Origin of the sequence: Streptomyces sp. NPDC020362, assembly GCF_040642095.1 — a bacterium.
In the GTDB taxonomy this organism is placed as follows: domain Bacteria; phylum Actinomycetota; class Actinomycetes; order Streptomycetales; family Streptomycetaceae; genus Streptomyces.
Genome location: NZ_JBFAET010000124.1, coordinates 1 through 26,712, shown reverse-complemented (window position 1 = coordinate 26,712; position 26,712 = coordinate 1). Strand labels below are relative to the sequence as shown.

The 26,712-nt window shown below is 71.5% G+C and carries 24 protein-coding genes; 22 read left to right on the top strand and 2 right to left on the bottom strand.

What is annotated here, in order from left to right; genetic code table 11:
• Positions 1 to 126: 126 nt before the first annotated feature.
• Complete coding sequence (gene bldD / locus AB0H32_RS32405) at positions 127 to 630, bottom strand: transcriptional regulator BldD (protein WP_014671524.1); 504 nt, start codon at positions 628 to 630, stop codon at positions 127 to 129.
• A 252-nt stretch (positions 631 to 882) separates the two neighbouring features.
• Between bldD and pyrR the strand changes: the two genes are divergently transcribed.
• The 14 genes from pyrR to AB0H32_RS32335 all read left to right on the top strand — a co-directional run bounded on the left by pyrR (position 883) and on the right by AB0H32_RS32335 (position 17,872).
• The gene (pyrR, locus tag AB0H32_RS32400; RefSeq protein WP_361127948.1) at positions 883 to 1,455 is read left to right on the top strand and encodes a bifunctional pyr operon transcriptional regulator/uracil phosphoribosyltransferase PyrR; all 573 of its coding nucleotides are present in this window, start codon (positions 883 to 885) and stop codon (positions 1,453 to 1,455) included.
• Positions 1,456 to 1,578: 123 nt separating this feature from the next.
• Positions 1,579 to 2,559 (top strand): aspartate carbamoyltransferase catalytic subunit, encoded by a 981-nt coding sequence (locus AB0H32_RS32395; RefSeq protein WP_361127945.1) that lies wholly within the window; start codon positions 1,579 to 1,581, stop codon positions 2,557 to 2,559.
• A gap of 5 nt (positions 2,560 to 2,564) precedes the next feature.
• The gene (locus AB0H32_RS32390) at positions 2,565 to 3,851 is read left to right on the top strand and encodes a dihydroorotase (RefSeq protein ID WP_361127942.1); all 1,287 of its coding nucleotides are present in this window, start codon (positions 2,565 to 2,567) and stop codon (positions 3,849 to 3,851) included.
• On the top strand, positions 3,848 to 4,408 hold the full coding sequence (locus AB0H32_RS32385; protein ID WP_361127939.1) for a hypothetical protein: 561 nt from the start codon (positions 3,848 to 3,850) through the stop codon (positions 4,406 to 4,408). The genes AB0H32_RS32390 and AB0H32_RS32385 overlap by 4 nt, the downstream gene beginning before the upstream one ends.
• Positions 4,405 to 5,547: a glutamine-hydrolyzing carbamoyl-phosphate synthase small subunit gene (carA, locus tag AB0H32_RS32380; RefSeq protein ID WP_361127936.1), complete on the top strand. Its 1,143-nt coding sequence runs from the start codon at positions 4,405 to 4,407 to the stop codon at positions 5,545 to 5,547. Before AB0H32_RS32385 ends, carA begins: the two co-directional genes overlap by 4 nt.
• Positions 5,540 to 8,848 (top strand): carbamoyl-phosphate synthase large subunit, encoded by a 3,309-nt coding sequence (carB, locus tag AB0H32_RS32375; RefSeq protein ID WP_361127933.1) that lies wholly within the window; start codon positions 5,540 to 5,542, stop codon positions 8,846 to 8,848. The genes carA and carB overlap by 8 nt, the downstream gene beginning before the upstream one ends.
• A 78-nt stretch (positions 8,849 to 8,926) precedes the next feature.
• Entirely contained in the window at positions 8,927 to 10,033 is a 1,107-nt protein-coding gene (locus AB0H32_RS32370; RefSeq protein ID WP_361127930.1) for a quinone-dependent dihydroorotate dehydrogenase, read from the top strand.
• Positions 10,030 to 10,875, top strand: coding sequence for an orotidine-5'-phosphate decarboxylase (pyrF, locus tag AB0H32_RS32365; RefSeq protein ID WP_361127927.1), 846 nt, complete (start codon positions 10,030 to 10,032; stop codon positions 10,873 to 10,875). The genes AB0H32_RS32370 and pyrF overlap by 4 nt, the downstream gene beginning before the upstream one ends.
• Positions 10,876 to 11,174: 299 nt before the next feature.
• Positions 11,175 to 11,498 (top strand): integration host factor, encoded by a 324-nt coding sequence (locus AB0H32_RS32360; protein ID WP_003977346.1) that lies wholly within the window; start codon positions 11,175 to 11,177, stop codon positions 11,496 to 11,498.
• Positions 11,499 to 11,558: 60 nt separating this feature from the next.
• Positions 11,559 to 12,116 carry a guanylate kinase gene (gene gmk, locus AB0H32_RS32355; RefSeq protein ID WP_361127924.1) on the top strand — a complete coding sequence of 186 codons (558 nt, stop codon included), beginning with the start codon at positions 11,559 to 11,561 and terminating at the stop codon, positions 12,114 to 12,116.
• A gap of 75 nt (positions 12,117 to 12,191) precedes the next feature.
• Entirely contained in the window at positions 12,192 to 12,464 is a 273-nt protein-coding gene (rpoZ, locus tag AB0H32_RS32350; protein WP_005319902.1) for a DNA-directed RNA polymerase subunit omega, read from the top strand.
• A gap of 124 nt (positions 12,465 to 12,588) precedes the next feature.
• Complete coding sequence (gene coaBC, locus AB0H32_RS32345; RefSeq protein WP_361127921.1) at positions 12,589 to 13,791, top strand: bifunctional phosphopantothenoylcysteine decarboxylase/phosphopantothenate--cysteine ligase CoaBC; 1,203 nt, start codon at positions 12,589 to 12,591, stop codon at positions 13,789 to 13,791.
• 273 nt (positions 13,792 to 14,064) lie between these two features.
• On the top strand, positions 14,065 to 15,273 hold the full coding sequence (metK, locus tag AB0H32_RS32340; RefSeq protein ID WP_361127918.1) for a methionine adenosyltransferase: 1,209 nt from the start codon (positions 14,065 to 14,067) through the stop codon (positions 15,271 to 15,273).
• A 451-nt stretch (positions 15,274 to 15,724) separates the two neighbouring features.
• Positions 15,725 to 17,872 (top strand): primosomal protein N', encoded by a 2,148-nt coding sequence (locus AB0H32_RS32335; protein ID WP_361127915.1) that lies wholly within the window; start codon positions 15,725 to 15,727, stop codon positions 17,870 to 17,872.
• A gap of 276 nt (positions 17,873 to 18,148) precedes the next feature.
• Here AB0H32_RS32335 and AB0H32_RS32330 read toward each other — a convergent pair whose 3' ends face one another.
• Entirely contained in the window at positions 18,149 to 18,703 is a 555-nt protein-coding gene (locus AB0H32_RS32330) for a hypothetical protein (protein ID WP_361127912.1), read from the bottom strand.
• Between the two features lie 468 nt (positions 18,704 to 19,171).
• On the opposite strand from AB0H32_RS32330, the gene fmt reads away from it, so the two are divergent.
• The 8 genes from fmt to AB0H32_RS32290 all read left to right on the top strand — a co-directional run bounded on the left by fmt (position 19,172) and on the right by AB0H32_RS32290 (position 26,681).
• Entirely contained in the window at positions 19,172 to 20,104 is a 933-nt protein-coding gene (gene fmt / locus AB0H32_RS32325; RefSeq protein ID WP_361127909.1) for a methionyl-tRNA formyltransferase, read from the top strand.
• Between the two features lie 80 nt (positions 20,105 to 20,184).
• On the top strand, positions 20,185 to 21,612 hold the full coding sequence (locus AB0H32_RS32320) for a transcription antitermination factor NusB (protein WP_361127906.1): 1,428 nt from the start codon (positions 20,185 to 20,187) through the stop codon (positions 21,610 to 21,612).
• A gap of 80 nt (positions 21,613 to 21,692) precedes the next feature.
• Positions 21,693 to 22,355, top strand: a complete 663-nt coding sequence (locus tag AB0H32_RS32315) for a GAP family protein (RefSeq protein WP_361127951.1) — start codon at positions 21,693 to 21,695, stop codon at positions 22,353 to 22,355.
• A 120-nt stretch (positions 22,356 to 22,475) separates the two neighbouring features.
• A complete protein-coding gene (gene rpe, locus AB0H32_RS32310) occupies positions 22,476 to 23,162 on the top strand; it encodes a ribulose-phosphate 3-epimerase (RefSeq protein WP_361127904.1) in 687 nt (228 codons plus the stop codon).
• Between the two features lie 90 nt (positions 23,163 to 23,252).
• Positions 23,253 to 24,296: a sugar-binding domain-containing protein gene (locus AB0H32_RS32305; RefSeq protein ID WP_361127901.1), complete on the top strand. Its 1,044-nt coding sequence runs from the start codon at positions 23,253 to 23,255 to the stop codon at positions 24,294 to 24,296.
• Positions 24,297 to 24,347: 51 nt separating this feature from the next.
• Positions 24,348 to 24,779 (top strand): ribonuclease domain-containing protein, encoded by a 432-nt coding sequence (locus AB0H32_RS32300; RefSeq protein ID WP_361127898.1) that lies wholly within the window; start codon positions 24,348 to 24,350, stop codon positions 24,777 to 24,779.
• Complete coding sequence (locus AB0H32_RS32295; protein ID WP_361127895.1) at positions 24,776 to 25,105, top strand: barstar family protein; 330 nt, start codon at positions 24,776 to 24,778, stop codon at positions 25,103 to 25,105. Before AB0H32_RS32300 ends, AB0H32_RS32295 begins: the two co-directional genes overlap by 4 nt.
• 133 nt (positions 25,106 to 25,238) lie before the next feature.
• Complete coding sequence (locus AB0H32_RS32290; RefSeq protein WP_361127893.1) at positions 25,239 to 26,681, top strand: GuaB1 family IMP dehydrogenase-related protein; 1,443 nt, start codon at positions 25,239 to 25,241, stop codon at positions 26,679 to 26,681.
• Positions 26,682 to 26,712: the final 31 nt, after the last annotated feature.

The window sequence follows — 26,712 nt, the reverse complement described above, 5'->3', positions numbered from 1 at the left end:
ACCGGCGCGCAGCACTGGGGTGCCCGGCGGGGCCCCGGCCGTGCGCGAAACCCCCGGCGGGGGGGGCCCTACCCCCATGGTTCCGGCCACCCCGGCGGCACGTTTCTGCTGTGGTACTGAGCGGGCTCAGGCCTCTTCGTGCGTGGCCACCGCGCGGCGCGCGTCCGCGTCCAGGACACCCCAGCTGATCAGCTGCTCGGTGAGGACCGAGGGGGACTGGTCGTAGATGACGGCGAGTGTGCGCAGGTCGTCCTGGCGGATCGACAGCACCTTGCCGTTGTAGTCGCCGCGCTGCGACTGGATCGTCGCCGCGTACCGCTGCAGGGGACCTGCCTTCTCGGCCGGCACGGTGGCCAGCCGCTCCAGGTCCAGGACCAGCTTCGGCGGCGGCTCGGCGGCGCCGCCCGGCGTGGTTCCCGGCAGCAGCTCCTGCACCGGAACGCCATAGAAATCGGCCAGTTCGGCCAGGCGCTGTACGGTCACGGCGCGGTCACCGCGCTCATACGAACCGACCACCACGGCCTTCCAGCGACCCTGTGACTTCTCCTCGACACCGTGGAGGGAAAGGCCCTGCTGGGTGCGGATGGCCCGGAGCTTGGCCCCGAGCTGTTTGGCGTATTCGCTGGACATATAGCTCCCCGGACACTGTGTCGACGCGGTCGGCTGGGTTTCCCGCCGCGCGGCTGGTAACTCACTGTGAGGTTACGCAGCGTGACTCTGGTGCGTCAAGCCGAATGGTCCACCCCGACTCTTCCGTGGTAGTGGTGGCCGATTGCGCCGAGTGGGTGATCGGAGCCTGCCGATGACCTGCTACCGTGGATGGCGCAAATCCGACGTCCTTTAAGGTCCGTCCCGTGAGGCGGAGAAGGAGGTCCGTTTCGTATGGACACACACGCGAACCCGAATGCGTCCGATGCGCGGCCCGTTCTGGAGGGCCCCGACATCGCTCGGGTACTGACCCGTATCGCCCACGAGATCGTCGAGCGCGCCAAGGGCGCCGACGACGTGGTGCTCCTCGGCATTCCCACCCGGGGCGTCTTCCTCGCCCAGCGGCTCGCCGCCAAGCTGGAGCAGATCACCGACCGCAAGGTCCCCGTCGGCTCGCTCGACATCACCATGTACCGCGACGACCTGCGCATGCACCCGCCGCGTGCGCTGGCCCGCACCGAGATCCCCGGTGACGGCATCGACGGCCGTCTGGTCGTCCTCGTCGACGACGTGCTCTTCTCGGGCCGCACCATCCGTGCCGCCCTCGACGCCCTGAACGACATCGGGCGCCCGCGCGCGGTCCAGCTCGCGGTCCTGGTCGACCGCGGCCACCGCGAACTGCCCATCCGCGCCGACTACGTCGGCAAGAACCTCCCCACGTCGCTGCGGGAGACGGTCAAGGTCCAGCTGGCCGAGGAGGACGGTCGCGACACCGTGCTGCTCGGTGTGAAGCCGGGCGGCCAGTAGCACGTCGGGCGCGCACGGCCGCTTCGGCGTGCCGGCACGCGGACCGCTCTGCCCCGCCGGACCCTCCGGGGACATTCCCCGGACCCCCGGATCCCGAATGAACTGCCTTACGGAGCCTGACAGATGCAGCGTCATCTCATTTCGGCCGCCGACCTCACCCGCGACGACGCCGTCCTGATCCTCGACACCGCCGAGGAGATGGCCCGGGTCGCCGACCGGCCGATCAAGAAGCTGCCGACCCTGCGCGGCCGCACGATCGTCAACCTCTTCTTCGAGGACTCCACCCGTACCCGGATCTCCTTCGAGGCCGCCGAGAAGCGGCTGTCCGCGGACGTCATCAACTTCTCCGCCAAGGGCTCCAGCGTCTCCAAGGGCGAGTCCCTGAAGGACACCGCCCAGACCCTGGAAGCCATGGGCGTCGACGCCGTCGTCATCCGGCACGGCGCCTCCGGGGCCCCCTACCGCCTCGCCACCTCCGGCTGGATCGACGCCGCCGTCATCAACGCGGGCGACGGCACCCACCAGCACCCCACCCAGGCCCTGCTGGACGCCTTCACCATGCGCCGGCGACTGGTCGGCCGGGACGCCGGCCTCGGCCAGGACCTGTCCGGCAAGCGGATCACCATCGTCGGCGACGTGCTGCACAGCCGGGTCGCCCGCTCCAACGTGGACCTGCTGCACACCCTCGGCGCCGAGGTCACCCTGGTCGCCCCGCCCACCCTGGTGCCGGTCGGCGTCGAGACCTGGCCGTGCGAGGTGTCGTACGACCTCGACAGCACACTGCCCAAGTCCGACGCGGTGATGATGCTCCGCGTCCAGCGCGAGCGCATGAACGCCGCCTTCTTCCCCACCGAGCGGGAGTACTCGCGGCGCTACGGCCTGGACGGCGACCGCATGGCGAAGATGCCCGAGCACGCCATCGTCATGCACCCCGGCCCGATGGTCCGCGGCATGGAGATCACCGCCGAGGTCGCCGACTCCGAGCGCTGCACCGTCGTCGAGCAGGTCGCCAACGGGGTCTCCATCCGGATGGCGGTCATGTACCTGCTGCTCGGCGGCAACGAACCCGCCGTTACCCACGCCCGCACCAACGAGGAGAAGTAAGACCCATGAGCAAGATCCTGATCCGTGGTGCGAAGGTACTCGGCGGCGACCCGCAGGACGTGCTGATCGACGGCGAGACCGTCGCCGAGGTGGGCACCGGGCTGTCCGCCGAGGGCGCCGAGGTGGTCGAGGCCGGCGGCAAGGTACTGCTGCCGGGCCTGGTCGACCTGCACACCCACCTGCGCGAGCCGGGCCGCGAGGACTCCGAGACCGTGCTCACCGGCACCCGGGCGGCGGCGAGCGGCGGCTACACCGCGGTCTTCGCCATGGCCAACACCTTCCCGGTCGCCGACACCGCCGGTGTGGTCGAGCAGGTCTGGCGGCTCGGCCAGGAGCACGGCTACTGCGACGTCCAGCCCATCGGCGCCGTCACCGTCGGCCTGGAGGGCAGGAAGCTCGCCGAGCTGGGCGCCATGCACGAGTCCGCCGCCGGGGTCACCGTCTTCTCCGACGACGGCAAGTGCGTGGACGACGCCGTGATCATGCGGCGGGCGCTGGAGTACGTGAAGGCCTTCGGCGGTGTCGTCGCCCAGCACGCACAGGAGCCGCGGCTGACCGAGGGCGCCCAGATGAACGAGGGCGTCGTCTCCGCCGAGCTGGGCCTGGGCGGCTGGCCGGCCGTCGCCGAGGAGTCGGTCATCGCCCGGGACGTCCTGCTCGCCGAGCACGTCGGCTCCCGCGTGCACATCTGCCACCTGTCGACCGCCGGCTCGGTCGAGATCGTCCGCTGGGCGAAGTCCCGGGGCATCGACGTCACCGCCGAGGTGACCCCGCACCACCTGCTGCTCACCGACGAGCTGGTGCGCACGTACAACCCCGTCTACAAGGTCAACCCGCCGCTGCGCACCGAGCGCGACGTGCACGCCCTGCGCGAGGCGCTCGCCGACGGCACGATCGACATCGTCGCCACCGACCACGCCCCGCACCCGCACGAGGACAAGGACTGCGAGTGGGCCGCGGCCGCCATGGGCATGGTGGGCCTGGAGACCGCGTTGTCGGTGGTCCAGGAGACCATGGTCGACACGGGCCTGCTGGACTGGGCCGGCGTCGCCGACCGCATGTCCTTCAAGCCCGCGCAGATCGGACAGGCCACCGGGCACGGCCGTCCCGTCTCGGCCGGTGAGCCCGCCAACCTCACCCTCGTCGACACGGCATACCGTGGCCAGGTGGACCCCGCGGGCTTCGCCTCGCGCAGCCGCAACACCCCCTACGAGGGACGCGAGCTGCCGGGCCGTGTCACCCACACGTGGCTGCGGGGCAAGGCGACGCTCGTCGACGGGAAGCTCACGTGACACCTGTAATCCTGCTGGCCGAGGCGGAGAAGTCGGCCGAGGTCACCCACTGGGGAGCCCGCATCGGCTGGCTCGTCGGCCTCGCGCTCTTCGTCGCGCTCATCTACTGGCTGATGCGCGAGGGCTGGACGTGGCGCGGCACGCTCCAGGGCGACCTGCCCGAGCTGCCCAGCGCGCCGGACGAGCCCGGTGCGGCCAGACTGACGATGAGCGGCCGCTACCACGGCTCGACCACCGCCGGGCAGTGGCTGGACCGCATCGTGGCCCACGGCCTCGGTACCCGCAGCCGCGCCGAGCTGACCCTCACGGACGCGGGCCTTCAGGTCGTACGCCCCGGGGCGAGCGACTTCTTCGTCCCGGCCGCCGCGCTGCGCGAGGCCCGGCTGGACAAGGGCATCGCCGGCAAGGTCCTCACCGAGGGCGGACTGCTGGTGGTGACCTGGGCACACGGGGACAAGCTGATCGACTCCGGCTTCCGCTCCGACCACGCGGCCGAGCACACCGAATGGGTCGACACCCTGAACCACATGATCAACGACACGGAAGGCGCACGATGACGACCTCCACCAGGGGAACCGCCCAGGTTCCCGCCGTACTCGTCCTGGAGGACGGCCGCACGTTCCGCGGCCGCGCCTACGGGGCCGTGGGGGAGACCTTCGGCGAGGCCGTGTTCTCCACCGGCATGACCGGCTACCAGGAGACCCTGACCGACCCGTCGTACGACCGGCAGATCGTCGTCGCGACCGCCCCGCAGATCGGCAACACCGGCTGGAACGACGAGGACGACGAGTCCAGCCGCATCTGGGTCTCCGGCTACGTCGTGCGCGACCCCGCGCGCGTGCCCTCCAACTGGCGCGCCAGGCGCTCCCTGGACGACGAGCTGGTCGCCCAGGGCGTGGTCGGCATCTCCGGGATCGACACCCGCGCCCTCACCCGCCACCTGCGCGAGCGCGGCTCGATGCGCGCCGGGATCTTCTCCGGCGAGGCGATCGCCGACACGAGCGAGCTGGTCGAGCGGGTGCAGGCCCAGCCGCACATGAAGGGCGCGAGCCTCTACGAGGAGGTCGCCACCAAGGCGGCGTACGTCGTCCCCGCGATCGGCGAGAAGAAGTTCACCGTCGCCGCCGTCGACCTCGGCATCAAGGGCATGACCCCGCACCGCATGGCCGAGCGCGGCATCGAGGTGCACGTGCTCCCGGCGACGGCCTCCGTCGAGGACGTCTACGCCGTCAACCCGGACGGGGTCTTCTTCTCCAACGGGCCCGGCGACCCGGCCACGGCCGACGGCCCGGTGGCCCTCATGTCCGCCGTCCTGGAGCGAAGGACGCCGTTGTTCGGCATCTGCTTCGGCAACCAGATCCTCGGCCGCGCCCTCGGCTTCGGCACCTACAAGCTGAAGTACGGCCACCGGGGCATCAACCAGCCGGTCCAGGACCGTACGACCGGCAAGGTCGAGGTCACCGCGCACAACCACGGCTTCGCCGTGGACGCGCCGCTCGACAAGGTCAGCGAGACGAAGTTCGGGCGCGCCGAGGTCTCCCACGTCTGCCTCAACGACAACGTCGTGGAGGGCCTGCAGCTGCTCGACCAGCCGGCCTTCTCCGTCCAATACCACCCCGAAGCGGCAGCGGGCCCGCACGACGCCGCCTACCTGTTCGACCGCTTCGTATCCCTGATGGAGGGCCAGCGTGCCTAAGCGCACCGATATCCAGTCCGTCCTGGTCATCGGCTCCGGCCCGATCGTCATCGGCCAGGCCGCCGAGTTCGACTACTCCGGCACCCAGGCGTGCCGCATCCTGCGCGCCGAGGGCCTCAGGGTCGTCCTGGTCAACTCCAACCCGGCGACGATCATGACCGACCCGGAGATCGCCGACGCCACCTACGTCGAGCCGATCACCCCCGAGTTCGTCGAGAAGATCATCGCCAAGGAGCGCCCCGACGCCCTGCTGCCCACCCTGGGCGGCCAGACGGCCCTGAACACCGCCATCTCGCTGCACGAGAACGGTGTTCTGGAGAAGTACGGCGTCGAGCTGATCGGCGCCAAGCCCGAGGCGATCCACAAGGGCGAGGACCGCGATCTGTTCAAGGCCGTCGTCGAGGCCGTGAAAGCCAAGATCGGGTACGGCGAGTCCGCCCGCTCGGTGATCTGCCACTCCATGGACGACGTCCTCAAGGGCGTCGAGACGCTCGGCGGCTACCCGGTCGTCGTCCGCCCGTCCTTCACCATGGGCGGCGCCGGCTCCGGCTTCGCGCACGACGAGGAGGAGCTGCGCCGCATCGCCGGGCAGGGCCTCACCCTCTCGCCGACCACCGAGGTGCTCCTGGAAGAGTCCATCCTCGGCTGGAAGGAGTACGAGCTGGAGCTGATGCGCGACAAGCACGACAACGTCGTGGTCGTCTGCTCCATCGAGAACTTCGACCCCATGGGCGTGCACACCGGTGACTCCATCACCGTCGCGCCCGCGATGACGCTCACCGACCGCGAGTACCAGATCCTGCGGGACATCGGCATCGCCGTCATCCGCGAGGTCGGCGTCGACACCGGCGGCTGCAACATCCAGTTCGCGGTGAATCCCGAGGACGGTCGCGTGATCGTCATCGAGATGAACCCGCGCGTCTCGCGCTCCTCGGCCCTCGCCTCCAAGGCGACCGGCTTCCCGATCGCCAAGATCGCCGCCAAGCTCGCCGTGGGCTACACGCTGGACGAGATCCCGAACGACATCACGAAGGAGACCCCGGCCTCCTTCGAGCCCACGCTCGACTACGTGGTCGTCAAGGCCCCGCGCTTCGCCTTCGAGAAGTTCCCCCAGGCCGACTCCACGCTGACCACCACGATGAAGTCGGTCGGCGAGGCCATGGCCATCGGCCGCAACTTCACCGAGGCCTTCCAGAAGGCGCTGCGCTCGCTGGAGAAGAAGGGCAGCCAGTTCACCTTCGTCGGCGAGACGGGCGACAAGGACGCCCTGCTGCGCGAGTCGGTACGCCCCACCGACGGCCGGATCAACACGGTCATGCAGGCCATCCGCGCCGGTGCCACGCCGCAGGAGATCTTCGAGTACACGAAGATCGACCCGTGGTTCGTGGACCAGCTCTTCCTGATCAAGGAGATCGCGGACGGACTGGCCGAGGCGCCCGAGCTGACCGCCGACCTGCTCGCCGAGGCCAAGCGGCACGGCTTCTCCGACCAGCAGATCGGCGAGATCCGCGGCCTGCGCGAGGAGGTCGTCCGCGGGGTCAGGAAGGCCCTCGGCATCCGCCCGGTCTACAAGACCGTCGACACCTGCGCCGCCGAGTTCGCCGCGAAGACGCCGTACTTCTACTCCTCCTACGACGAGGAGACCGAGGTCGCGCCCCGAGAGAAGCCCGCGGTGATCATCCTGGGCTCCGGTCCGAACCGCATCGGCCAGGGCATCGAGTTCGACTACTCCTGCGTGCACGCCTCCTTCGCGCTGTCCGACGCCGGGTACGAGACCGTGATGGTCAACTGCAACCCGGAGACCGTCTCCACCGACTACGACACCTCCGACCGCCTGTACTTCGAGCCGCTGACGCTGGAGGACGTGCTGGAGATCGTCCACGCGGAGTCCCTCGCCGGCCCGATCGCGGGCGTGGTCGTGCAGCTCGGCGGCCAGACCCCGCTGGGCCTCGCCCAGGCCCTCAAGGACAACGGCGTGCCGGTCGTGGGCACCTCGCCCGAGGCGATCCACGCCGCCGAGGACCGCGGTGCCTTCGGCCGCGTCCTCGCCGAGGCCGGACTGCCGGCGCCGAAGCACGGCACGGCGACCACGTTCGCCGAGGCCAAGGCCATCGCCGACGAGATCGGCTACCCGGTTCTCGTCCGCCCGTCCTACGTCCTCGGCGGGCGTGGCATGGAGATCGTCTACGACGAGACCCGCCTCGCCTCCTACATCGCCGAGTCGACCGAGATCAGTCCTTCCCGGCCGGTCCTCGTCGACCGCTTCCTGGACGACGCCATCGAGATCGACGTCGACGCCCTGTACGACGGCGAGGAGCTGTACCTCGGCGGCGTCATGGAGCACATCGAGGAGGCCGGCATCCACTCCGGCGACTCGGCGTGCGCCCTGCCCCCGATCACGCTGGGCGGCTTCGACATCAAGCGGCTGCGCGCCTCCACCGAGGCCATCGCCGCGGGCGTCGGCGTGCGCGGACTGATCAACATCCAGTTCGCGATGGCGGGCGACATCCTCTACGTCCTGGAGGCCAACCCGCGCGCCTCCCGTACGGTCCCCTTCACCTCGAAGGCGACCGCGGTGCCGCTCGCGAAGGCCGCCGCCCGCATCTCGCTCGGCGCGACCATCGCCGAGCTGCGCGCCGAGGGCCTGCTGCCGCGGACCGGCGACGGCGGCGAGCTGCCGCTGGACGCGCCGATCTCCGTCAAGGAGGCCGTCATGCCGTGGTCGCGCTTCCGCGACATCCAGGGCCGCGGCGTCGACACCGTCCTCGGCCCGGAGATGCGCTCCACCGGCGAGGTCATGGGCATCGACTCCGTCTTCGGCACGGCGTACGCCAAGTCGCAGGCGGGCGCCTACGGCCCGCTGCCCACCAAGGGCCGCGCGTTCATCTCGGTCGCCAACCGCGACAAGCGCTCGATGATCTTCCCGGCCCGCGAGCTGGTCGCGCACGGCTTCGAGCTGCTCGCCACCTCCGGCACGGCCGAGGTCCTCAAGCGCAACGGCATCAACGCCACCGTCGTGCGCAAGCAGTCCGAGGGCACCGGCCCGAACGGCGAGCGGACCATCGTCCAGCTCATCCACGACGGCGAGGTCGACCTCATCGTCAACACCCCCTACGGCACCGGCGGCCGCCTCGACGGCTACGACATCCGTACGGCGGCCGTGGCGCGCTCCGTGCCCTGCCTGACGACCGTCCAGGCGCTCGCGGCGGCGGTCCAGGGCATCGACGCCCTCAACCACGGCGACGTGGGCGTCCGCTCGCTCCAGGAACACGCGGAACACCTGACCGCGGCCCGCGACTAGCAGCCCCGAGGGGGACACCGGAAACGGTGTCCCCCTCTTCATGAGGGCTCCCTGAAGCCTCAAGAGGACACACAGAACATGTACAAGCTCTTCTTCAACCTGGTCTTCAAGCGGATGGACCCCGAGAAGGCCCACCACCTGGCCTTCCGCTGGATTCGCCTGGCCGCCCGCATCCCCGTGCTGCGCACCTTCGTCGCGGCCGCGCTCGCGCCCCGCTACAAGGAGCTGCGCACGGAGGCCTTCGGGCTGCGCATGCACGGTCCCTTCGGGCTGGCCGCCGGCTTCGACAAGAACGCGGTCGCCGTCGACGGCATGTCGATGCTGGGCTTCGACCACGTCGAGATCGGCACGGTCACCGGCGAGGCCCAGCCCGGCAACCCCCGAAAGCGGCTGTTCCGACTCGTCGCCGACCGCGCGCTGATCAACCGCATGGGCTTCAACAACGACGGTTCCCTCACGGTCGCCGCGCGTCTGGCCTCCCGCGAGGCCGTCTTCAAGACCGTCGTCGGCGTCAACATCGGCAAGACCAAGGTCGTCCCGGAGGCGGAGGCCGTCGGCGACTACGTGAAGTCCGCCGAGCGGCTCGCCCCGTACGCCGACTACCTGGTCGTGAACGTCTCCTCGCCGAACACGCCCGGCCTGCGCAACCTCCAGGCCACCGAGGCACTGCGCCCGCTGCTCAGCGCCGTCCGCGAGGCCGCGGACCGTACGGTGGCCAACCGGCGCGTCCCGCTCCTGGTGAAGATCGCCCCCGACCTCGCCGACGAGGACATCGACGCGGTCGCCGACCTGGCCGTGGAGCTGGGCCTGGACGGCATCATCGCCACCAACACGACCATCGCGCGCGAGAGCCTCGGTCTGACGTCCGCCCCCTCGCTGGTGAAGGAGACCGGCGGGCTCTCCGGCGCACCCCTGAAGGCGCGCTCCCTCGAGGTCCTGCGCCGCCTGTACGCGCGCGTGGGCGACCGGATCACCCTGGTGGGCGTGGGCGGCGTCGAGACCGCCGAGGACGCCTGGCAGCGCATCCTGGCCGGTGCCACGCTGGTCCAGGGCTACAGCGCCTTCATCTACGAAGGCCCCTTCTGGTGCCGCGCGATCCACAAGGGCCTCGCCGCGCGTCTGCGCACCAGCCCGTACGCCACCCTCGCCGACGCCGTCGGCGCCGACGTGAGGAAGCCCGCATGACCTCGTACGAGCCCTTCGGTGCCCGTCTGCGCCGCGCGATGGACGAGCGCGGCCCGCTGTGCGTCGGGATCGACCCGCACGCCTCGCTGCTCGCCGAGTGGGGCCTGAACGACGACGTGGCCGGTCTGGAGCGGTTCAGCCGCACGGTCGTCGAGGCGGTGGCCGACCGGGTCGCCGTCCTGAAGCCGCAGAGCGCCTTCTTCGAGCGGTTCGGCTCGCGCGGGCTCGCCGTCCTGGAGAAGTCGGTCCAGGAGGCGCGTGCCGCCGGCACCCTGGTCGTGATGGACGCCAAGCGGGGCGACATCGGCTCGACCATGGCCGGGTACGCCGAGGCCTTCCTGCACCCGGACGCCCCGCTGTTCTCCGACGCCCTGACCGTCTCGCCCTACCTCGGCTACGGCTCGCTCAGCCCGGCCGTCGCGCTGGCCCGGGAGAGCGGTGCCGGGCTGTTCGTCCTGGCCCTGACCTCGAACCCGGAGGGGCCCGAGGTCCAGCACGCGGTCCGCGCGGACGGGCGGACCGTGGGCGCGACCATGCTGGCGCACCTGGCCGCCGAGAACGCGGGCGAGGAGCCGCTCGGCTCCTTCGGAGCGGTCGTCGGCGCCACGGTGGGCGACCTGTCCTCGTACGACCTGGACATCAACGGCCCGCTCCTCGCGCCCGGCGTCGGGGCGCAGGGAGCGACCGCGGCCGACCTTCCCAAGGTCTTCGGAGCCGCTGTGCGCAACGTCGTCCCGAACGTCAGCCGGGGTGTGCTGCGGCACGGTCCCGACGTCGGGGCGCTGCGGTCCGCCACGGAGCGCTTCGCGGAGGAGATCCGGACCGCCGTCACCGGCGGCTGAGATGTCTGCAGGACGCCCCGGCGGGCGGCGCCGGGGCGACTTGAGTGTGAATACATCCTCAAATCGAGGGCATTATGTCTCAAATGTCCGACCTGGCGGCGGCTGACCAGTACTTTTCCGCTGTTCTCGCTGACTCTGGCGGACTTGCCCGCTAGTCTCCGAGCAGTGGGGGCACCTCCCGCGCCCTCAAGGCAGTGGGGGAGAACGGGCAGCGTGTTGCTCGTAGCTCCCCAGGTGTGGGGCGACTAGGTTCCTCACCGGTCCGTATCCGACAGTTCGACATCCGAGGTGACGTAGGCGTGGCTCTTCCGCCCCTTACCCCTGAACAGCGCGCAGCCGCGCTCGAAAAGGCCGCCGCGGCTCGCCGGGAGCGGGCCGAGGTCAAGAATCGACTCAAGCACTCCGGCGCCTCCCTGCACGAGGTCATCAAGCAGGGCCAGGAAAACGACGTCATCGGCAAGATGAAGGTCTCCGCCCTGCTCGAGTCGCTGCCGGGCGTGGGCAAGGTCCGCGCCAAGCAGATCATGGAGCGTCTGGGCATCTCCGAGAGCCGTCGTGTGCGGGGTCTCGGCTCGAACCAGATCGCTTCTCTGGAGCGTGAGTTCGGCAGCACCGGCTCCTGAGCCCGGCCGCAGCCGGACCGGGAGTCCCGGGCACTCCGGGATTACTGGAATAATCGCTGCATGAGTGAACGTCCGCGGCTGACCGTGCTCTCCGGCCCCTCCGGGGTCGGCAAGAGCACGGTCGTCGCCCATATGCGCAAGGAACACCCCGAGGTCTGGCTCTCGGTATCGGCCACCACCCGCAAGCCGCGCCCCGGCGAGCGGCACGGAGTCCACTACTTCTTCGTCACCGACGAGGAGATGGACAAGCTGATCGCCAACGGCGAGCTGCTGGAATGGGCCGAGTTCGCCGGCAACCGCTACGGCACGCCCCGGGTGGCGGTGCTGGAGCGGCTGGAGAACGGCGAGCCCGTTCTGCTGGAGATCGACCTTCAGGGTGCCCGCCAGGTTCGCGAGTCGATGTCCGACGCGCAGCTGGTGTTCCTGGCTCCGCCCTCCTGGGAGGAGCTGGTGCGCAGGCTCACCGGCCGGGGAACCGAGCCGCCCGAGGTCATCGAGCGCCGCCTGGAGGCGGCCAGGACCGAGCTGGCGGCCGAGCCGGAGTTCGACGTGACCTTGGTCAACACCTCTGTCAAGGACGTGGCGAGCGAGCTGCTAGCCTTGATGGACGTTGTGTGATCGTGACTGCTGCACGCAGGTGTAGGCACACCGGTCGCACCGACTGATTCTTTCCCATCCATCGGAAGGTAGAGCGTGTCCTCTTCCATCACCGCGCCCGAGGGCATCATCAACCCGCCGATCGACGAGCTTCTCGAGGCCACCGACTCGAAGTACAGCCTCGTGATCTACGCGGCCAAGCGTGCCCGCCAGATCAACGCGTACTACTCGCAGCTCGGTGAGGGTCTCCTCGAGTACGTCGGTCCGCTCGTCGACACCCACGTGCACGAGAAGCCGCTCTCGATCGCCCTGCGTGAGATCAACGCGGGTCTGCTGACCTCCGAGGCCATCGAGGGCCCGGCGCAGTAGTACTTTTCAGATCGCAGTTGCTTTCTCCACAGGCCCGGCAGCACGTCTGCCGGGCCTGTGGTGTGTGATGGTCTCGTAGGTGTGGTCTCGTACGCCGCCGAGCGTGCCGAGCAGGGGAGAGACGGTGGACAAGCCGAGGGTCGTTCTGGGGGTCAGTGGCGGAATCGCCGCGTACAAGGCCTGTGAGCTGCTGAGACGGTTCACGGAGTCGGGCCATGACGTGCGCGTGGTGCCCACCGCCTCCGCGCTGCACTTCGTCGGCGCCGCCACCTGGTCCGCCCTGTCCGGCAACCCGGTCTCCACCGAGGTCTGGGACGACGTCCACGAGGTCCCGCACGTCCGTATCGGCCAGCAGGCCGACCTGGTCGTGGTGGCCCCGGCCACCGCCGACATGCTCGCCAAGGCCGCCCACGGCCTCGCCGACGACCTGCTGACCAACACACTCCTCACCGCCCGCTGCCCGGTCGTGTTCGCGCCCGCGATGCACACCGAGATGTGGGAGCACCCCGCAACCCAGGAGAACGTGGCCACGCTGCGCCGCCGTGGCGCCGTCGTCGTCGAGCCCGCCGTCGGCCGCCTCACCGGTGTCGACACCGGCAAGGGCAGGCTGCCCGACCCGGCGGAGATCTTCGAGATCTGCCGGCGCGTGCTGACCCGAGGCGTCGCCGAGCCGGACCTCGCAGGCCGGCACGTCGTCGTCTCGGCCGGCGGCACGCGCGAGCCCCTCGACCCCGTCCGCTTCCTCGGCAACCGCTCCTCCGGCAAGCAGGGCTACGCCCTCGCCCGTACGGCCGCGGCCCGCGGCGCCCGGGTGACGCTGATCGCGGCCAACGCCGGTCTGCCGGACCCGGCCGGTGTCGACGTCGTCCACGTGGGCACCGCCGTTCAACTGCGTGAAGCGGTTCTTAAGGCCGCGGCGGACGCCGACGCCGTCGTCATGGCCGCCGCCGTGGCCGACTTCCGCCCGTCGGCGTACGCGGCCGGAAAGATCAAGAAGAAGGACGGGAAGGACCCCGACCCGATCGTGCTGGTGCGGAATCCGGACATTCTCGCGGAGATCTCGGCCGACCGGGCCCGCGCCGGACAGGTGGTCGTCGGTTTCGCCGCCGAGACGGACGACGTCCTGGCCAACGGCCGCGTCAAGCTGGCCCGCAAGGGCTGCGACCTGCTCGTGGTCAACGAGGTGGGGGAGCGCAAGACCTTCGGTTCCGAGGAGAACGAGGCCGTCGTACTGGGCGCCGACGGCAGCGAGACCCCCGTACCGCATGGCCCGAAAGAAGCCCTCGCCGACATCGTGTGGGACCTGGTTGCCGCCCGCCTGGGCTGATCGGGTTCCGCCGTCCGGGGCGAAGAGTTTCGGCCGTTCGACGGGTGTTTTCCCAGCGCCGTCGGACACGGCAATGTCGCGTGGTGCCCTCTGGCCAAGGTCACCGGCATTGTGCAGAATGCCCGTGCCGCAGGTCACAGCGCTCCCGAGAGGCGAGACACGTGGGCCGGTGGCACGGTGCGACCCGTAAACTGTTCTCGGACGAGGCCAGGCGCAGCCCTGTGCCCGTCCGCAAATGATCAGCCAGCAGCCGCTGCAACCCCAGGGAGCGTTGTGTCCCGTCGCTTGTTCACCTCGGAGTCCGTGACCGAGGGTCACCCCGACAAGATCGCTGACCAGATCAGCGACACCATTCTCGACGCGCTTCTGCGCGAGGACCCGACCTCCCGGGTCGCCGTCGAAACCCTGATCACCACCGGCCTGGTGCACGTGGCCGGCGAGGTCACGACCAAGGCCTACGCGGACATCGCGACCCTGGTCCGCGGCAAGATCCTGGAGATCGGCTACGACTCCTCGAAGAAGGGCTTCGACGGCGCTTCCTGCGGCGTGTCGGTGTCGATCGGCGCGCAGTCCCCGGACATCGCCCAGGGTGTCGACACGGCCTACGAGAACCGTGTCGAAGGTGACGAGGACGAGCTGGACCGCCAGGGTGCGGGCGACCAGGGTCTGATGTTCGGCTACGCGTCCGACGAGACGCCGACCCTGATGCCGCTGCCGATCTTCCTGGCGCACCGCCTGTCCAAGCGGCTGTCCGAGGTCCGCAAGAACGGCACGATCCCCTACCTGCGCCCGGACGGCAAGACGCAGGTCACCATCGAGTACGACGGCGACAAGGCCGTCCGCCTCGACACCGTGGTGGTCTCCTCGCAGCACGCCAGCGACATCGACCTGGAGTCGCTGCTCGCTCCGGACATCCGTGAGTTCGTCGTCGAGCCCGAGCTGAAGGCGCTCCTGGACGACGGCATCAAGCTGGACACCGAGGGCTACCGCCTGCTGGTCAACCCGACCGGGCGTTTCGAGATCGGCGGCCCGATGGGCGACGCCGGTCTGACCGGCCGCAAGATCATCATCGACACCTACGGCGGCATGGCCCGCCACGGCGGCGGCGCCTTCTCCGGCAAGGACCCGTCCAAGGTCGACCGCTCGGCCGCGTACGCCATGCGCTGGGTCGCCAAGAACGTCGTGGCGGCGGGCCTGGCCTCCCGCTGCGAGGTCCAGGTCGCCTACGCCATCGGCAAGGCCGAGCCGGTGGGTCTGTTCGTGGAGACCTTCGGCACCAACAAGGTCGAGACCGAGAAGATCGAGAAGGCGATCGACCAGGTCTTCGACCTCCGCCCGGCCGCCATCATCCGCGCCCTCGACCTGCTGCGTCCGATCTACGCCCAGACGGCGGCGTACGGCCACTTCGGCCGCGAGCTGCCCGACTTCACCTGGGAGCGCACGGACCGCGTGGACGCCCTGCGTGAGGCCGTGGGCCTGTAGGCACGGTACGGCTCTTCTCGTCGAGGCCCGGTTCCCCTCGGGGGCCGGGCCTCGGCATGTCCCGGAGCGTTCCGACGTATCCCGGGACACCCCGGGCGGGGCCCGGAAAAGGGGTCGCCGCGGGGGGCCGTCGGCCCGTACGGTGATGATCTCCCGGTGCGCCGGCTGCGGTTACTTCGGTGGAGCGCGCCTCGTGCGTGCGGTGAATCTGGAACGTGCTCACCGCTGTCGATCGGATCTCGGGAGACCGACGCCCGCCCGGTGCGTAGGACGCGGGTACTTCCGGGTGATCCCCTCGCAGGTTCGAATCCTGCTGCCGGTCCCACGGCGGACCGGTATGGCCGAGCGGCCCAAGGCAGAAGCGCCGAACGGCACCCCGCTGCCGGCCCTGATCTCGGGCGGGCGTCGGCGGCCGGCTCCGGTGTCAGTGCCGTTTGGTAAGAATGCAAGCGTGAGCAGCGAGAACGGGCAGGGGGACCGCGGGGCCGAGGAGGCGCCGCCGGAGCAGCTCGCGCTCATCCGGGAGAGCGTGCGCGGGGCCAAGGTGCCCCGGGCCAAGCCGCGCACATGGCGCGGGGCCGCCCTCGCCAAGGAGCGGCCCGTCGCGCGTGTGCTCGTCGACAAAGGAGTGCTCCACCTCGACCGGTACTTCGACTACGCCGTACCCGAGGAGCTGGACGCCGAGGCGCAGCCCGGTGTCAGGGTGCGGGTGCGGTTCGGCGCCGGGCGCCACCGCGTGCGTGAGGGGCGCCGCGAAGGCGGCGGCCTCATCGACGGTTTCCTCATCGAGCGGCGGGCCGAGTCCGACTACTCGGGGCCGTTGGCCGCCCTCGCCCAGGTCGTGTCGCCCGAGCCGGTGCTGAGCGAGGAGTTGCTCGGACTCGCGCGGGCCGTCGCCGACCGGTACGCGGGAAGCCTCGCCGACGTGCTTCAGCTGGCCGTGCCGCCGCGCAGCGCCAGGGCCGAGCGGCGCCCGTCGCCCGCACCCCTGTCGTCACCGCCCGCGCCCGGCACCGGGTCCTGGGCGCGGTACGAGCACGGAGCCGCCTTCCTGGAGTCGCTGGCCTCCGGGGGAGCGCCCAGGGCCGTGTGGAACGCGCTGCCGGGGCCGCTGTGGAGCGAGGAGCTGGCCCGGGCCGTCGCCGCGACGCTCGCCTCGGGACGCGGCGCGCTCGTCGTCGTACCGGACGGGCGGGCCGCCACGCGGGTCGATGCCGCGCTCACCGAGCTGCTCGGCGAGGGCCGGCATGTGCTGCTCACGGCGGACGCCGGGCCCGAGAGGCGGTACGCGCAGTGGCTCGCGGTGCGGCGGGGAGCCGTACGGGCCGTGGTCGGGACGCGGGCGGCCATGTTCGCTCCCGTGCAGGACCTGGGGCTCGTCGCCATCTGGGACGACGGTGACGACAGCCACGGCGAGCAGCACGCTCCTCAGCCGCACGCACGCGACGTGCTCCTGCTGCGTGCCGCCCTGGACAAGTGCGCCTTCCTGTCGGGGAGTTGGAGCTGCACCGTCGAAGCCGCGCAGCTGGTCGAGAGTGGCTGGGCGCGCCCCCTGGTCGCCGCGCGGGAGCAGGTGCGGCGGGCCGCGCCCGTGGTGCGCACCGTCGGGGACGACGACCTCGCACGCGACGAGGCCGCCCGCGCTGCCCGGCTGCCCACCCTCGCCTGGCAGGTGGTCCGCGAGGGGCTTCGGCACGGGCCGGTGCTGGTCCAGGTGCCCCGGCGCGGCTATGTACCCCGCCTGGCCTGCGCGCAGTGCCGGGCGCCCGCGCGCTGCCGGCACTGCGCCGGACCGTTGCAGGCCCAGGACGCGGGCGCGCTGCGGTGCGACTGGTGCGGGCGTGAGGAGAGCGCCTGGCACTGCCCCGAGTGCGGGGGCTTCCGGCTGCGGGCGCAGGTTGTCGGCGCCCGCCGGACCGCCGAGGAGCTGGGGCGGGCCTTTCCCGCCGTACCGGTGCGCACCTCGGGGCGGGAACACGTCCTGGACACCGTGCCGGGCACGCCCGCCCTCGTCGTGAGCACCCCGGGTGCCGAGCCGGTCGCCGAGGGCGGTTACGCCGCCGCCCTGCTGCTGGACGGCTGGGCCATGCTCGGGCGGCCCGATCTGCGGGCCGGTGAGGACGCGCTGCGCCGCTGGATCGCGGCCGGGGCGCTGGTGCGGCCGCAGGCGGAGCACGGGACCGTGGTCGTCGTTGCCGAGCCGACCCTCAGACCCGTGCAGGCGCTGGTGCGCTGGGACCCCGTGGGGCATGCGGTGCGCGAGCTGACCGAGCGGGCCGAACTGGGGTTCCCGCCGGTGTCGCGGATGGCGGCCGTGTCCGGGACGCCGACGGCCGTCGCCGAGTTCCTGGGAGCGGTCGAACTGCCGCCGGACGCGGAGGTGCTGGGCCCCGTGCCGCTGCCGCCCACGCTGCCCGGCCGGGCCCGCAGGCCCGGTGCGCCGCCCCCCGGGGAGGACTGGGAGCGGGCGCTCGTCCGGGTCCCGCCGGGCAGCGGGGCCGCGCTGGCTGCCGCCCTGAAGACCGCTCAGGCGGCGCGGATGGCGCGGGGGAGCGAGGAGCCGGTGCGGGTACGGATCGATCCGCCGGACATCGGCTGACGTGCGGGTGTCGGGCATGCGCCGACGTGTCGGTGTTGGGCGTTGGCTGACGCGGTGCCAATGGGCATGTGCCGACGTGTCGGTGTTGGGCGTTGGCTGACGTGGTGCCAATGGGCATGCGCCGACGTGTTGGTGCCGGACATCGGCCGACGCGGTACCGCCGGGCGGGAGCCGACATGTCGGGACCGGTGGCGCGAGGCGAACGGCGGGGTGGCAACGTGCAGACGAACGGCTGCCCTCCCGGATGCCTCCCGGGAGGGCAGGGGTGCGGGCGGGTCAGCCGTTGCGCGGGCCGGGGAAGGCCGTCGGACGTACGTCGTCGCGGAGCGTCGGGCTGCCCGCGGTCGGCTGCGTCGGCATGGAGCGGGCCGCGGGGACCGTCGGCACCGTGGGCAGGCTGGTGGTCACGCTGGTGGTCACGTTGATCGCGCGGGTGCCGGCCGCCTCCGCCGCCCGGTCGGCCTCCGCGGCGGCCTGGGTCGCGGCGCGGCGGGCGCCGTAACGGCGGTGCACCGCCTGCTTGGTGACGCCGAGCGCCGAGCCCACCGCGTCCCAGGAGAAGCCGAGTGAGCGGTCGAAGTCCACGGCGGCCGTGACCAGGGTTTCGACACTGTCCCGGAGTTCCTGGGCGAGGCGGACCGTCGGGGCGGGGGCGCGTCCGTAGACGACGAAGCCCGTGGAAGGGCCGGAGCGGCGCGGGCGGTAGACGTTGCCCAGCTGAGCGGTGAGGGTGCGCAGCGCGTCCACCTGCCGGCGGACTCGCTCGATGTCCCGCACCAGCAAGTGCAGGCTGGCCCGGGCCTGGGCGTCGTGGGTTGCATGGTCGGCCATGAACAAGCCTCTCGAACCGGCGGTGAAAGGAATTGGGCCGCGAAAGCGGCCCTATGTGGTCAACTCTTTCTTGACCAACGCGTGGGCGCTCCGGTGGTCACGGTGTGGGGGCGTATGGGCATATGCGTACGCCGTTCTCCCGCCCGCGCACCCCCCGCTTCCACTCTGCAAAGAGGCCGGACAACCTGTGGGGTGCCCGCAGTCGGCGGTTTTCCCTCCGCCACCGCGATGCCGCGGGTGCAGGTGTCGCCGCGGTCGCCGTGCTGCCCGTGCAGGGGTCACCCGTGGTTGCCGTGCTGCCCGTGCAAGAGTCACCCGTGGTTGCCGTGCTGCCCCTGCAAGGGTCACCCGTGGTCGGCATGCCGCTGGGGCCGGTGTCATCCGCGGTCGCCACCTCCTCGTCGGCGGTGCCGTCATAGACTGGTGAGCTGCCCGTCCAACACCCGCCCGAGAGGCCCGATCCCGCATATGAAGCTTGTCTTCGCCGGTACCCCCGAGGTCGCCGTTCCCGCTCTGGACGCTCTGATCGCCTCCGGGCGGCACGAGGTGGCCGCCGTCGTCACGCGGCCCGACGCGCCGGCCGGGCGGGGGCGCAGGCTGGTCGCGTCGCCCGTGGCCGAGCGGGCGGAGGAGGCCGGTATCGAGGTGCTCAAGCCCCTCAAGCCGCGCGACCCGGAGTTCCTGGAGCGGCTGACGGAGATCGCCCCCGACTGCTGCCCCGTCGTCGCCTACGGGGCCCTGCTGCCCCGGGCGGCCCTGGACATCCCCGCGCACGGCTGGGTCAACCTGCACTTCTCGCTGCTGCCCGCCTGGCGGGGCGCCGCGCCCGTGCAGCACGCCGTCATGGCGGGCGACGAGATCACGGGCGCGGCCACCTTCCTGATCGAGGAGGGCCTCGACTCCGGGCCGGTCTACGGCACCGTCACCGAGGAGATCCGGCCCACCGACACCAGCGGCGACCTGCTCACCCGGCTCGCCTTCGCCGGTGCCGGGCTGCTCGCCGCGACCATGGACGGCATCGAGGAGGGCACCCTGAAGGCCGTGCCCCAGGCGGCCGAGGGCATCACCCTCGCGCCGAAGATCACCGTCGAGGACGCCCAGGTGCACTGGGCGACGCCCGCACTGCGGGTCGACCGGGTCGTGCGCGGGTGCACGCCGGCCCCGGGCGCCTGGACCACCTTCCGCGGGGAGCGGCTCAAGCTGATCCAGGTCACGCCGGTGCCCGAGCGGACCGACCTCGCCCCGGGGCAGATGGTGGTCGGCAAGAACAGCGTCCACGTGGGCAGCGGGTCGTACGCCGTCGAGCTGCTGTGGGTGCAGGCGCAGGGCAAGAAGCCGATGCGGGCCGCCGACTGGGCCCGCGGGGTGCGCATCGCCGAGGGCGAGCGACTGGGCGGCTGAGGACCGGAAGACGGGGGTGACGGCGTTCCGACGTACGCTGGGAACCGCACCCCCTTCTTCACATCCGGAGCACCTTTTTCGTGAGCGAGCAGTCCCGGCGGCCGCGCAGGCCCGCCAAGCCCTACCGCCGTCCCCAGAAGGACCCCGTCCGCATCCTCGCCTTCGAGGCGCTGCGGGCCGTGGACGAACGGGACGCGTACGCCAACCTCGTGCTGCCGCAGCTGCTGCGCAAGGCGCGGGAGAAGGAGGGCCCCGAAAAATTCGACACGCGGGACGCCGCCCTCGCCACCGAGCTGGTGTACGGGACGCTGCGCCGCCAGGGGACGTACGACGCCGTGATCGCCGAGTGTGTCGACCGCCCGCTGCGTGAGGTCGACCCGCCCGTGCTCGACGTGCTGAGCCTGGGCGCGCACCAGTTGCTCGGGACGCGGATCCCGACGCACGCCGCCGTGTCCGCCTCCGTCGAGCTGGCGCGGGTGGTGCTCGGGGACGGGCGGGCCAAGTTCGTCAACGCCGTGCTGCGCAAGATCGCGCAGCACGACCTGGACGGATGGCTGGAGAAGGTCGCGCCGCCCTACGACGAGGATCCCGAGGACCATCTCGCCGTCGTGCACTCGCACCCCCGCTGGGTCGTCTCCGCGCTGTGGGACTCCCTCGGCGGCGGGCGGGCCGCTATCGAGGACCTGCTGGAGGCGGACAACGAGCGGCCCGAGGTGACCCTGGTGGCACGGCCCGGGCGGGCCACCACCGAGGAACTGCTCCGGGAGGACGCGGCCGTTGCGGGCCGCTGGTCTCCCTACGCCGTGCGGCTCGCCGAGGGCGGTGAGCCCGGCGCCGTCGAGGCGGTGCGCGAGGGGCGGGCCGGGGTGCAGGACGAGGGCAGCCAGCTGGTCGCCCTCGCGCTGGCGAACGTCCCGATCGAGGGTCCCGACGAGAAGTGGCTCGACGGGTGCGCCGGTCCCGGCGGCAAGGCCGCGCTGCTGGCCGCCCTCGCCGCCGAGCGCGGGGCCGCGCTGCTCGCCTCCGAGAAGCAGCCGCACCGCGCGGGTCTGGTGGCGAAGGCCCTGCACGGCAACCCGGGGCCGTACCAGGTCATCGCCGCCGACGGGACCCGGCCGCCGTGGCGGCCCGGCACCTTCGACCGCGTGCTGATGGACGTGCCGTGCACCGGCCTCGGCGCGCTGCGCCGGCGCCCGGAGGCCCGGTGGCGGCGGCGCCCAGAGGACCTCGACAGCTTCGCGCCGCTCCAGCGCACCCTGCTGCGCACCGCCCTGGACTCGGTGCGCGTCGGCGGGGTCGTCGGCTACGCCACCTGCTCGCCGCACCTCGCCGAGACCCGGTCCGTCGTCGCCGACGTGCTCAAACAGCACCCCGAGGCCGAGCTGATCGACGCCCGGCCGCTGCTGCCCGGCGTCCCCGCGCTCGGCGACGGCCCGGACGTGCAGCTGTGGCCGCACCTGCACGGCACGGACGCGATGTACCTGGCGCTCCTGCGCCGCACCGGCTGACCGCACGGGCAGCCGCCGCCCGGAGGTGCGTCCGGCCGCCCCCGCTTACGCTCGGGGTGTCCGCACACGGTGGGGTCGCCATGGTCGTCGATCTGCTGCTGATCGCCCTTGCCATCACGCTCGATCCGTTGCCGCTCACCGCGTTCGTCCTGGTGGTGGCTTCGGCGAAGGGCGTGTGGAAGGGCCTCGTCTTCATCCTGAGCTGGCTGGCGTGCCTGGTCGCGGTGATCGCCATGGTCCTGGCCGTGACCGGTGGACATCCTCCGGCGCCGAGGTCGACTCCGTCGACGGCCGTGCTGGCGGCGAAGCTGGCGATCGGGGTGGGGCTCGTCGTCTACGGCGAACACCGGCGGCGGCGGATGGTCGCCGAACGCGCCCACCGTCACGCACCGGAGCCGCCGAGCCTGACGTCCGAACTCGACCGCAGCACGGTGTGGACCTCGGCGGGTCTGGCCGTGCTGCTGCAGCCCTGGGGCATGGTCGCCGCGGGAGCGACGACGGTGGTGTCCGCGGACCTGTCCCATCCGGTGACCTGGTTCGTCCTCTTCGCCTTCTGCCTGCTCGCCACGGCGAGTCTGCTGGCCGTCGAGCTGTACGTGGTGTTCGCGCCGGAGCAGGCGAAGCCCCGCCTGCTGCGGCTGCGTGCCTGGATGAAGGGGCACCAGCAGCAGGCGATCGTGATCCTCTGTCTCGGCCTCGGGCTCTGGCTCACCGGAAGGAGCATCTACCAGCTCACCGCATGAGGGCGGGCGCCGTCGGCCGGTGTCCACAGGCGCCCGCATACCGTCCGACAAGTGTGATGAAAAGGCCTCGCCTGTGGACCGGCGCGAACATCAGTGCCCCGGACATGGCAGGCTTGGGTCATGGCCGCGCAGATCAACCCCAGCATCCTGTCCGCCGACTTCGCCCGTCTCGCCGACGAGGCGAAGGCGGTCGAGGGCGCCGACTGGCTCCACGTCGACGTCATGGACAACCATTTCGTCCCGAACCTCACGCTCGGCGTGCCGGTCGTGGAATCCCTGGCCCGGGCGACGGGTACACCGCTGGACTGCCACCTGATGATCGAGAACCCCGATCGCTGGGCGCCGCAGTACGTGGAGGCGGGTGCATCCTCCGTCACCTTCCACGTGGAGGCCGCCGGTGCGCCCGTGCGACTCGCCCGGGAGATCCGCGCCAAGGGCGCCCGCGCCTCCATGGCGCTCAAGCCCGCGACGCCGATCGAGCCGTACGAGGACCTGCTCCCGGAGCTCGACATGCTGCTGATCATGACGGTCGAGCCGGGCTTCGGCGGCCAGTCCTTCCTGGACATCATGCTTCCCAAGATCCGCCGCACCCGTGAGCTGATCACCAAGCACGGTCTCCAGCTGTGGTTGCAGGTCGACGGCGGTGTCTCGGCCTCCACGATCGAACGGTGCGCGGAAGCGGGGGCGGACGTGTTCGTCGCCGGTTCGGCGGTGTACGGGGCGGAGGACCCGGCTCAGGCGGTGCGTGCCCTGCGCGCCCAGGCGGACGCGGCCACCGCCAAGGCGTCCTGGGCATGCGACCACTGAGCCACGGCTACGTGAACGCTTGAAGGAACGGCGCCCATCAGGGCGGATCAGTTGCGCCGAATCTGCAAGGATGAACGGCGAATCCAGAGTGTGAACAGCAGTGAGGAGATCGCCGTGTCGGGTATGTCGGCGGGCCGGTCAGCCATGCGGATGGGACCCGCTGAGCTGGTGCAGGCGGCGGCCATGGCCCGCCGCTTCTACCTCGAGGGGAAGTCCAAGATCCAGATCGCCGAGGAGTTCGGCGTCAGCCGCTTCAAGGTGGCCCGGGTCCTGGAGACGGCCCTCGAACGGGATCTCGTACGTATCGAGATCCGTGTGCCGGCCGAGCTGGACGCCGAGCGCTCCGACGCGCTCCGCGCCCGCTACGGCCTCAGGCACGCCGTCGTGGTCGAGTCCCCGGCCGAGGCCGAGGAGACCCCCGACCCCGAGAACCTCGGCGAGGTCGCCGCCGACCTGCTCGGCGAACTCGTCAACGAGGGGGACGTGCTCGGGCTGGCCTGGGGCCGGTCCACCATCCACATGGCGGCGGCTCTCGACCGGCTGCCGCCGTGCACGGTGGTGCAGCTGACGGGCGTGTACGACGCGGGGACCGCCGAACGCGGCTCGGTGGAGGCGGTGCGCCGCGCCGCCCAGGTGTCGGGCGGCGACGCGCACCCCATCTACGCACCGATGCTGCTGCCGGACGCGGCCACCGCGGCAGCACTGCGCCACCAGACCGGGATCGCCCGGGCCTTCGAGTACTTCGACAAGGTCACGGTCGCCTGCGTCTCCATCGGCTCCTGGGAGCCGGGCATCTCGACGGTGCACGACATGCTCAGCGACGAGGAGCGCGCGCACTACGCCTCGCTCGGTGTCGCCGCCGAGATGTCCGCGCACCTCTTCGACACCGAGGGGCGCCGGGTCGGGCGGGACCTGGGGGAGCGGTGCATCACGGTCAAGGCCGACCAGCTGCGCCGTATCCCGGAGGTCGTGGCGATCGCCGGCGGGCAGCGCAAGGCGACCGCGATCGACGCGGTGCTGCGCTCCGGGCTGGTCACCAGCCTGGTCACGGACACCTCGGCCGCGGACTACCTGATGACGGCGGGACCGACGCCCAGGCCCGCGCTCAGCCGCGCGGACCCGGACGGAGCCTGACGGCGGGTCGCGGCGACGCCGTGACGGGACGGCCGTGGCAGCATCGGCGGCATGCTGCTGCGGTTCGTTCCCCCACCGGTGCTGCGTCGCGTCCCCCGGGCGCTCGCGGCACTGCTGGTCTGTCTCTCCGCCCTGCTGACGGGGTGCTCGTCGCACACCGGCGCCGCGACGGCTCGGAGCGTGTCCGCCCCGGCGTGGGCCGGGGACATGGCCACCGTCGAGGCGTCCCGGCTCCCGGCCGAGGCCCGGCAGACCCTCGCCCTGATCGACAAGGGCGGGCCCTATCCGTACGCCAGGGACGGGATCGTCTTCGGCAACTTCGAGCGGCTGCTGCCCGGGCACCGGCGCGGCTACTACCACGAGTACACGGTGAAGACGCCGGGCTCGCACGACCGCGGGGCACGGCGCATCGTCACCGGACAGGGCGGGGAGATCTACTACAGCGATGATCACTACAAGTCGTTCCGGGCGGTGCTGAGATGAGCGAAGACCTGGCGGGCCGGCTCGCGGTCACCCTCGACCTCGCGGGTGTGACGGACAAGGCGGGCCTGATGGACCGGACGGCCCGGGCCCTGGCGCTGCCCGACTGGTTCGGACGCAACTGGGACGCGCTCGCCGACTCCCTCTCCGACCACACGGTCTGGCCGGAAGGCGCGGTCGAGCAGGGGCTGCTCGTCGTCGTGCGCGGCTGGCGGCCGTACGCCGAGGCGAACCCGGGCGAGTGGCGGACCGCCGAGGACGTGTTCGCCGAGGCGGTCGGCCGCACCCCGGCGCTGACCGTCGTCCTGGCTCTTGGAGGATCCTCCTAGACCCCCTCCGACCAGCCTGGATGTTCTGTGGGGGCGTGACACGGTCCCGGCCATGGGAGAATGAAGTACGTGCTCTTTTCCCCCTGGCGCACCCGTCGGGGGGTCACCTCTGATCGACTGGGATGTGCAGCACGTGCGATTCCTCAATGACATCCAGCCCGCGTACGACCTGACGTACGACGACGTGTTCATGGTGCCGAGCCGCTCCGCGGTGGGCTCGCGTCAGGGCGTGGACCTCGGCGCGCCGGACGGCACGGGCACCACCATCCCGCTCGTCGTCGCCAACATGACCGCCATCGCCGGCCGCCGGATGGCCGAGACGGTCGCCCGGCGCGGTGGCCTGGTGGTCATCCCGCAGGACATCCCGATCGACGTCGTCACGGACGTCGTCTCCTGGGTGAAGAGCCGCCACCTGGTGCTGGACACCCCGATCGTGCTGGCCCCGCACCAGACCGTCGCCGACGCCCTGGCCCTGCTGCCCAAGCGGGCGCACAACGCCGGTGTGGTCGTCGACGGGGAGAACCGGCCCGTCGGTGTCGTCACCGACGCGGACCTGAGCGGCGTGGACCGCTTCACCCAGCTCGAAGTGGTCATGTCCCGGGACCTGCTGCTGCTCGACGCCGACATAGAGCCGCGCGAGGCCTTCAACACGCTGGACGCGCACAACCGCCGTTACGCCCCGGCCGTCGACAAGGACGGCAGGCTCGCCGGCATCCTGACCCGCAAGGGCGCGCTGCGCGCCACGCTGTACACCCCGGCCGTCGACGCGCAGGGCAGGCTGCGCATCGCCGCCGCCGTCGGCATCAACGGCGACGTCGCGGGCAAGGCCAAGCAGCTGCTCGACGCGGGCGTGGACACGCTCGTCATCGACACCGCGCACGGCCACCAGGAGTCGATGATCAGCGCCATCAAGCTGGTGCGCGCGCTCGACCCGCAGGTGCCGATCGCCGCGGGCAACATCGTCTCCGCCGAGGGCGTCAAGGACCTCGTCGACGCGGGCGCGGACATCATCAAGGTCGGTGTCGGCCCCGGCGCCATGTGCACCACCCGGATGATGACCGGCGTGGGCCGCCCGCAGTTCTCGGCCGTCCTGGAGTGCGCCGCCGAGGCGAAGAAGTACGGCAAGCACGTGTGGGCCGACGGCGGCGTCCGGCACCCGCGCGACGTGGCCATGGCCCTCGCGGCCGGCGCGTCCAACGTGATGGTCGGCTCCTGGTTCGCGGGCACCTACGAGTCCCCCGGCGACCTCCAGCAGGATGCGGGCGGCCGCCTCTACAAGGAGTCCTTCGGCATGGCCTCCGCGCGTGCCGTGGCCAACCGCACCTCGGACGAGTCCGCGTACGACCGGGCCCGCAAGTCGCTGTTCGAGGAGGGCATCTCCACCTCCCGGATGTTCCTCGACCCGGCCCGTCCGGGCGTCGAGGACCTGATCGACTCGATCATCGCGGGCGTCCGCTCCTCCTGCACCTACGCCGGCGCGGGCTCCCTGGAGGAGTTCGCCGAGAAGGCCATCGTGGGCATCCAGAGCGCGGCCGGCTACGCCGAGGGCAAGCCGCTGCACGCCAGCTGGAGCTGACCCCGACTCCCTTCCTCACGGCCCCCGTTGT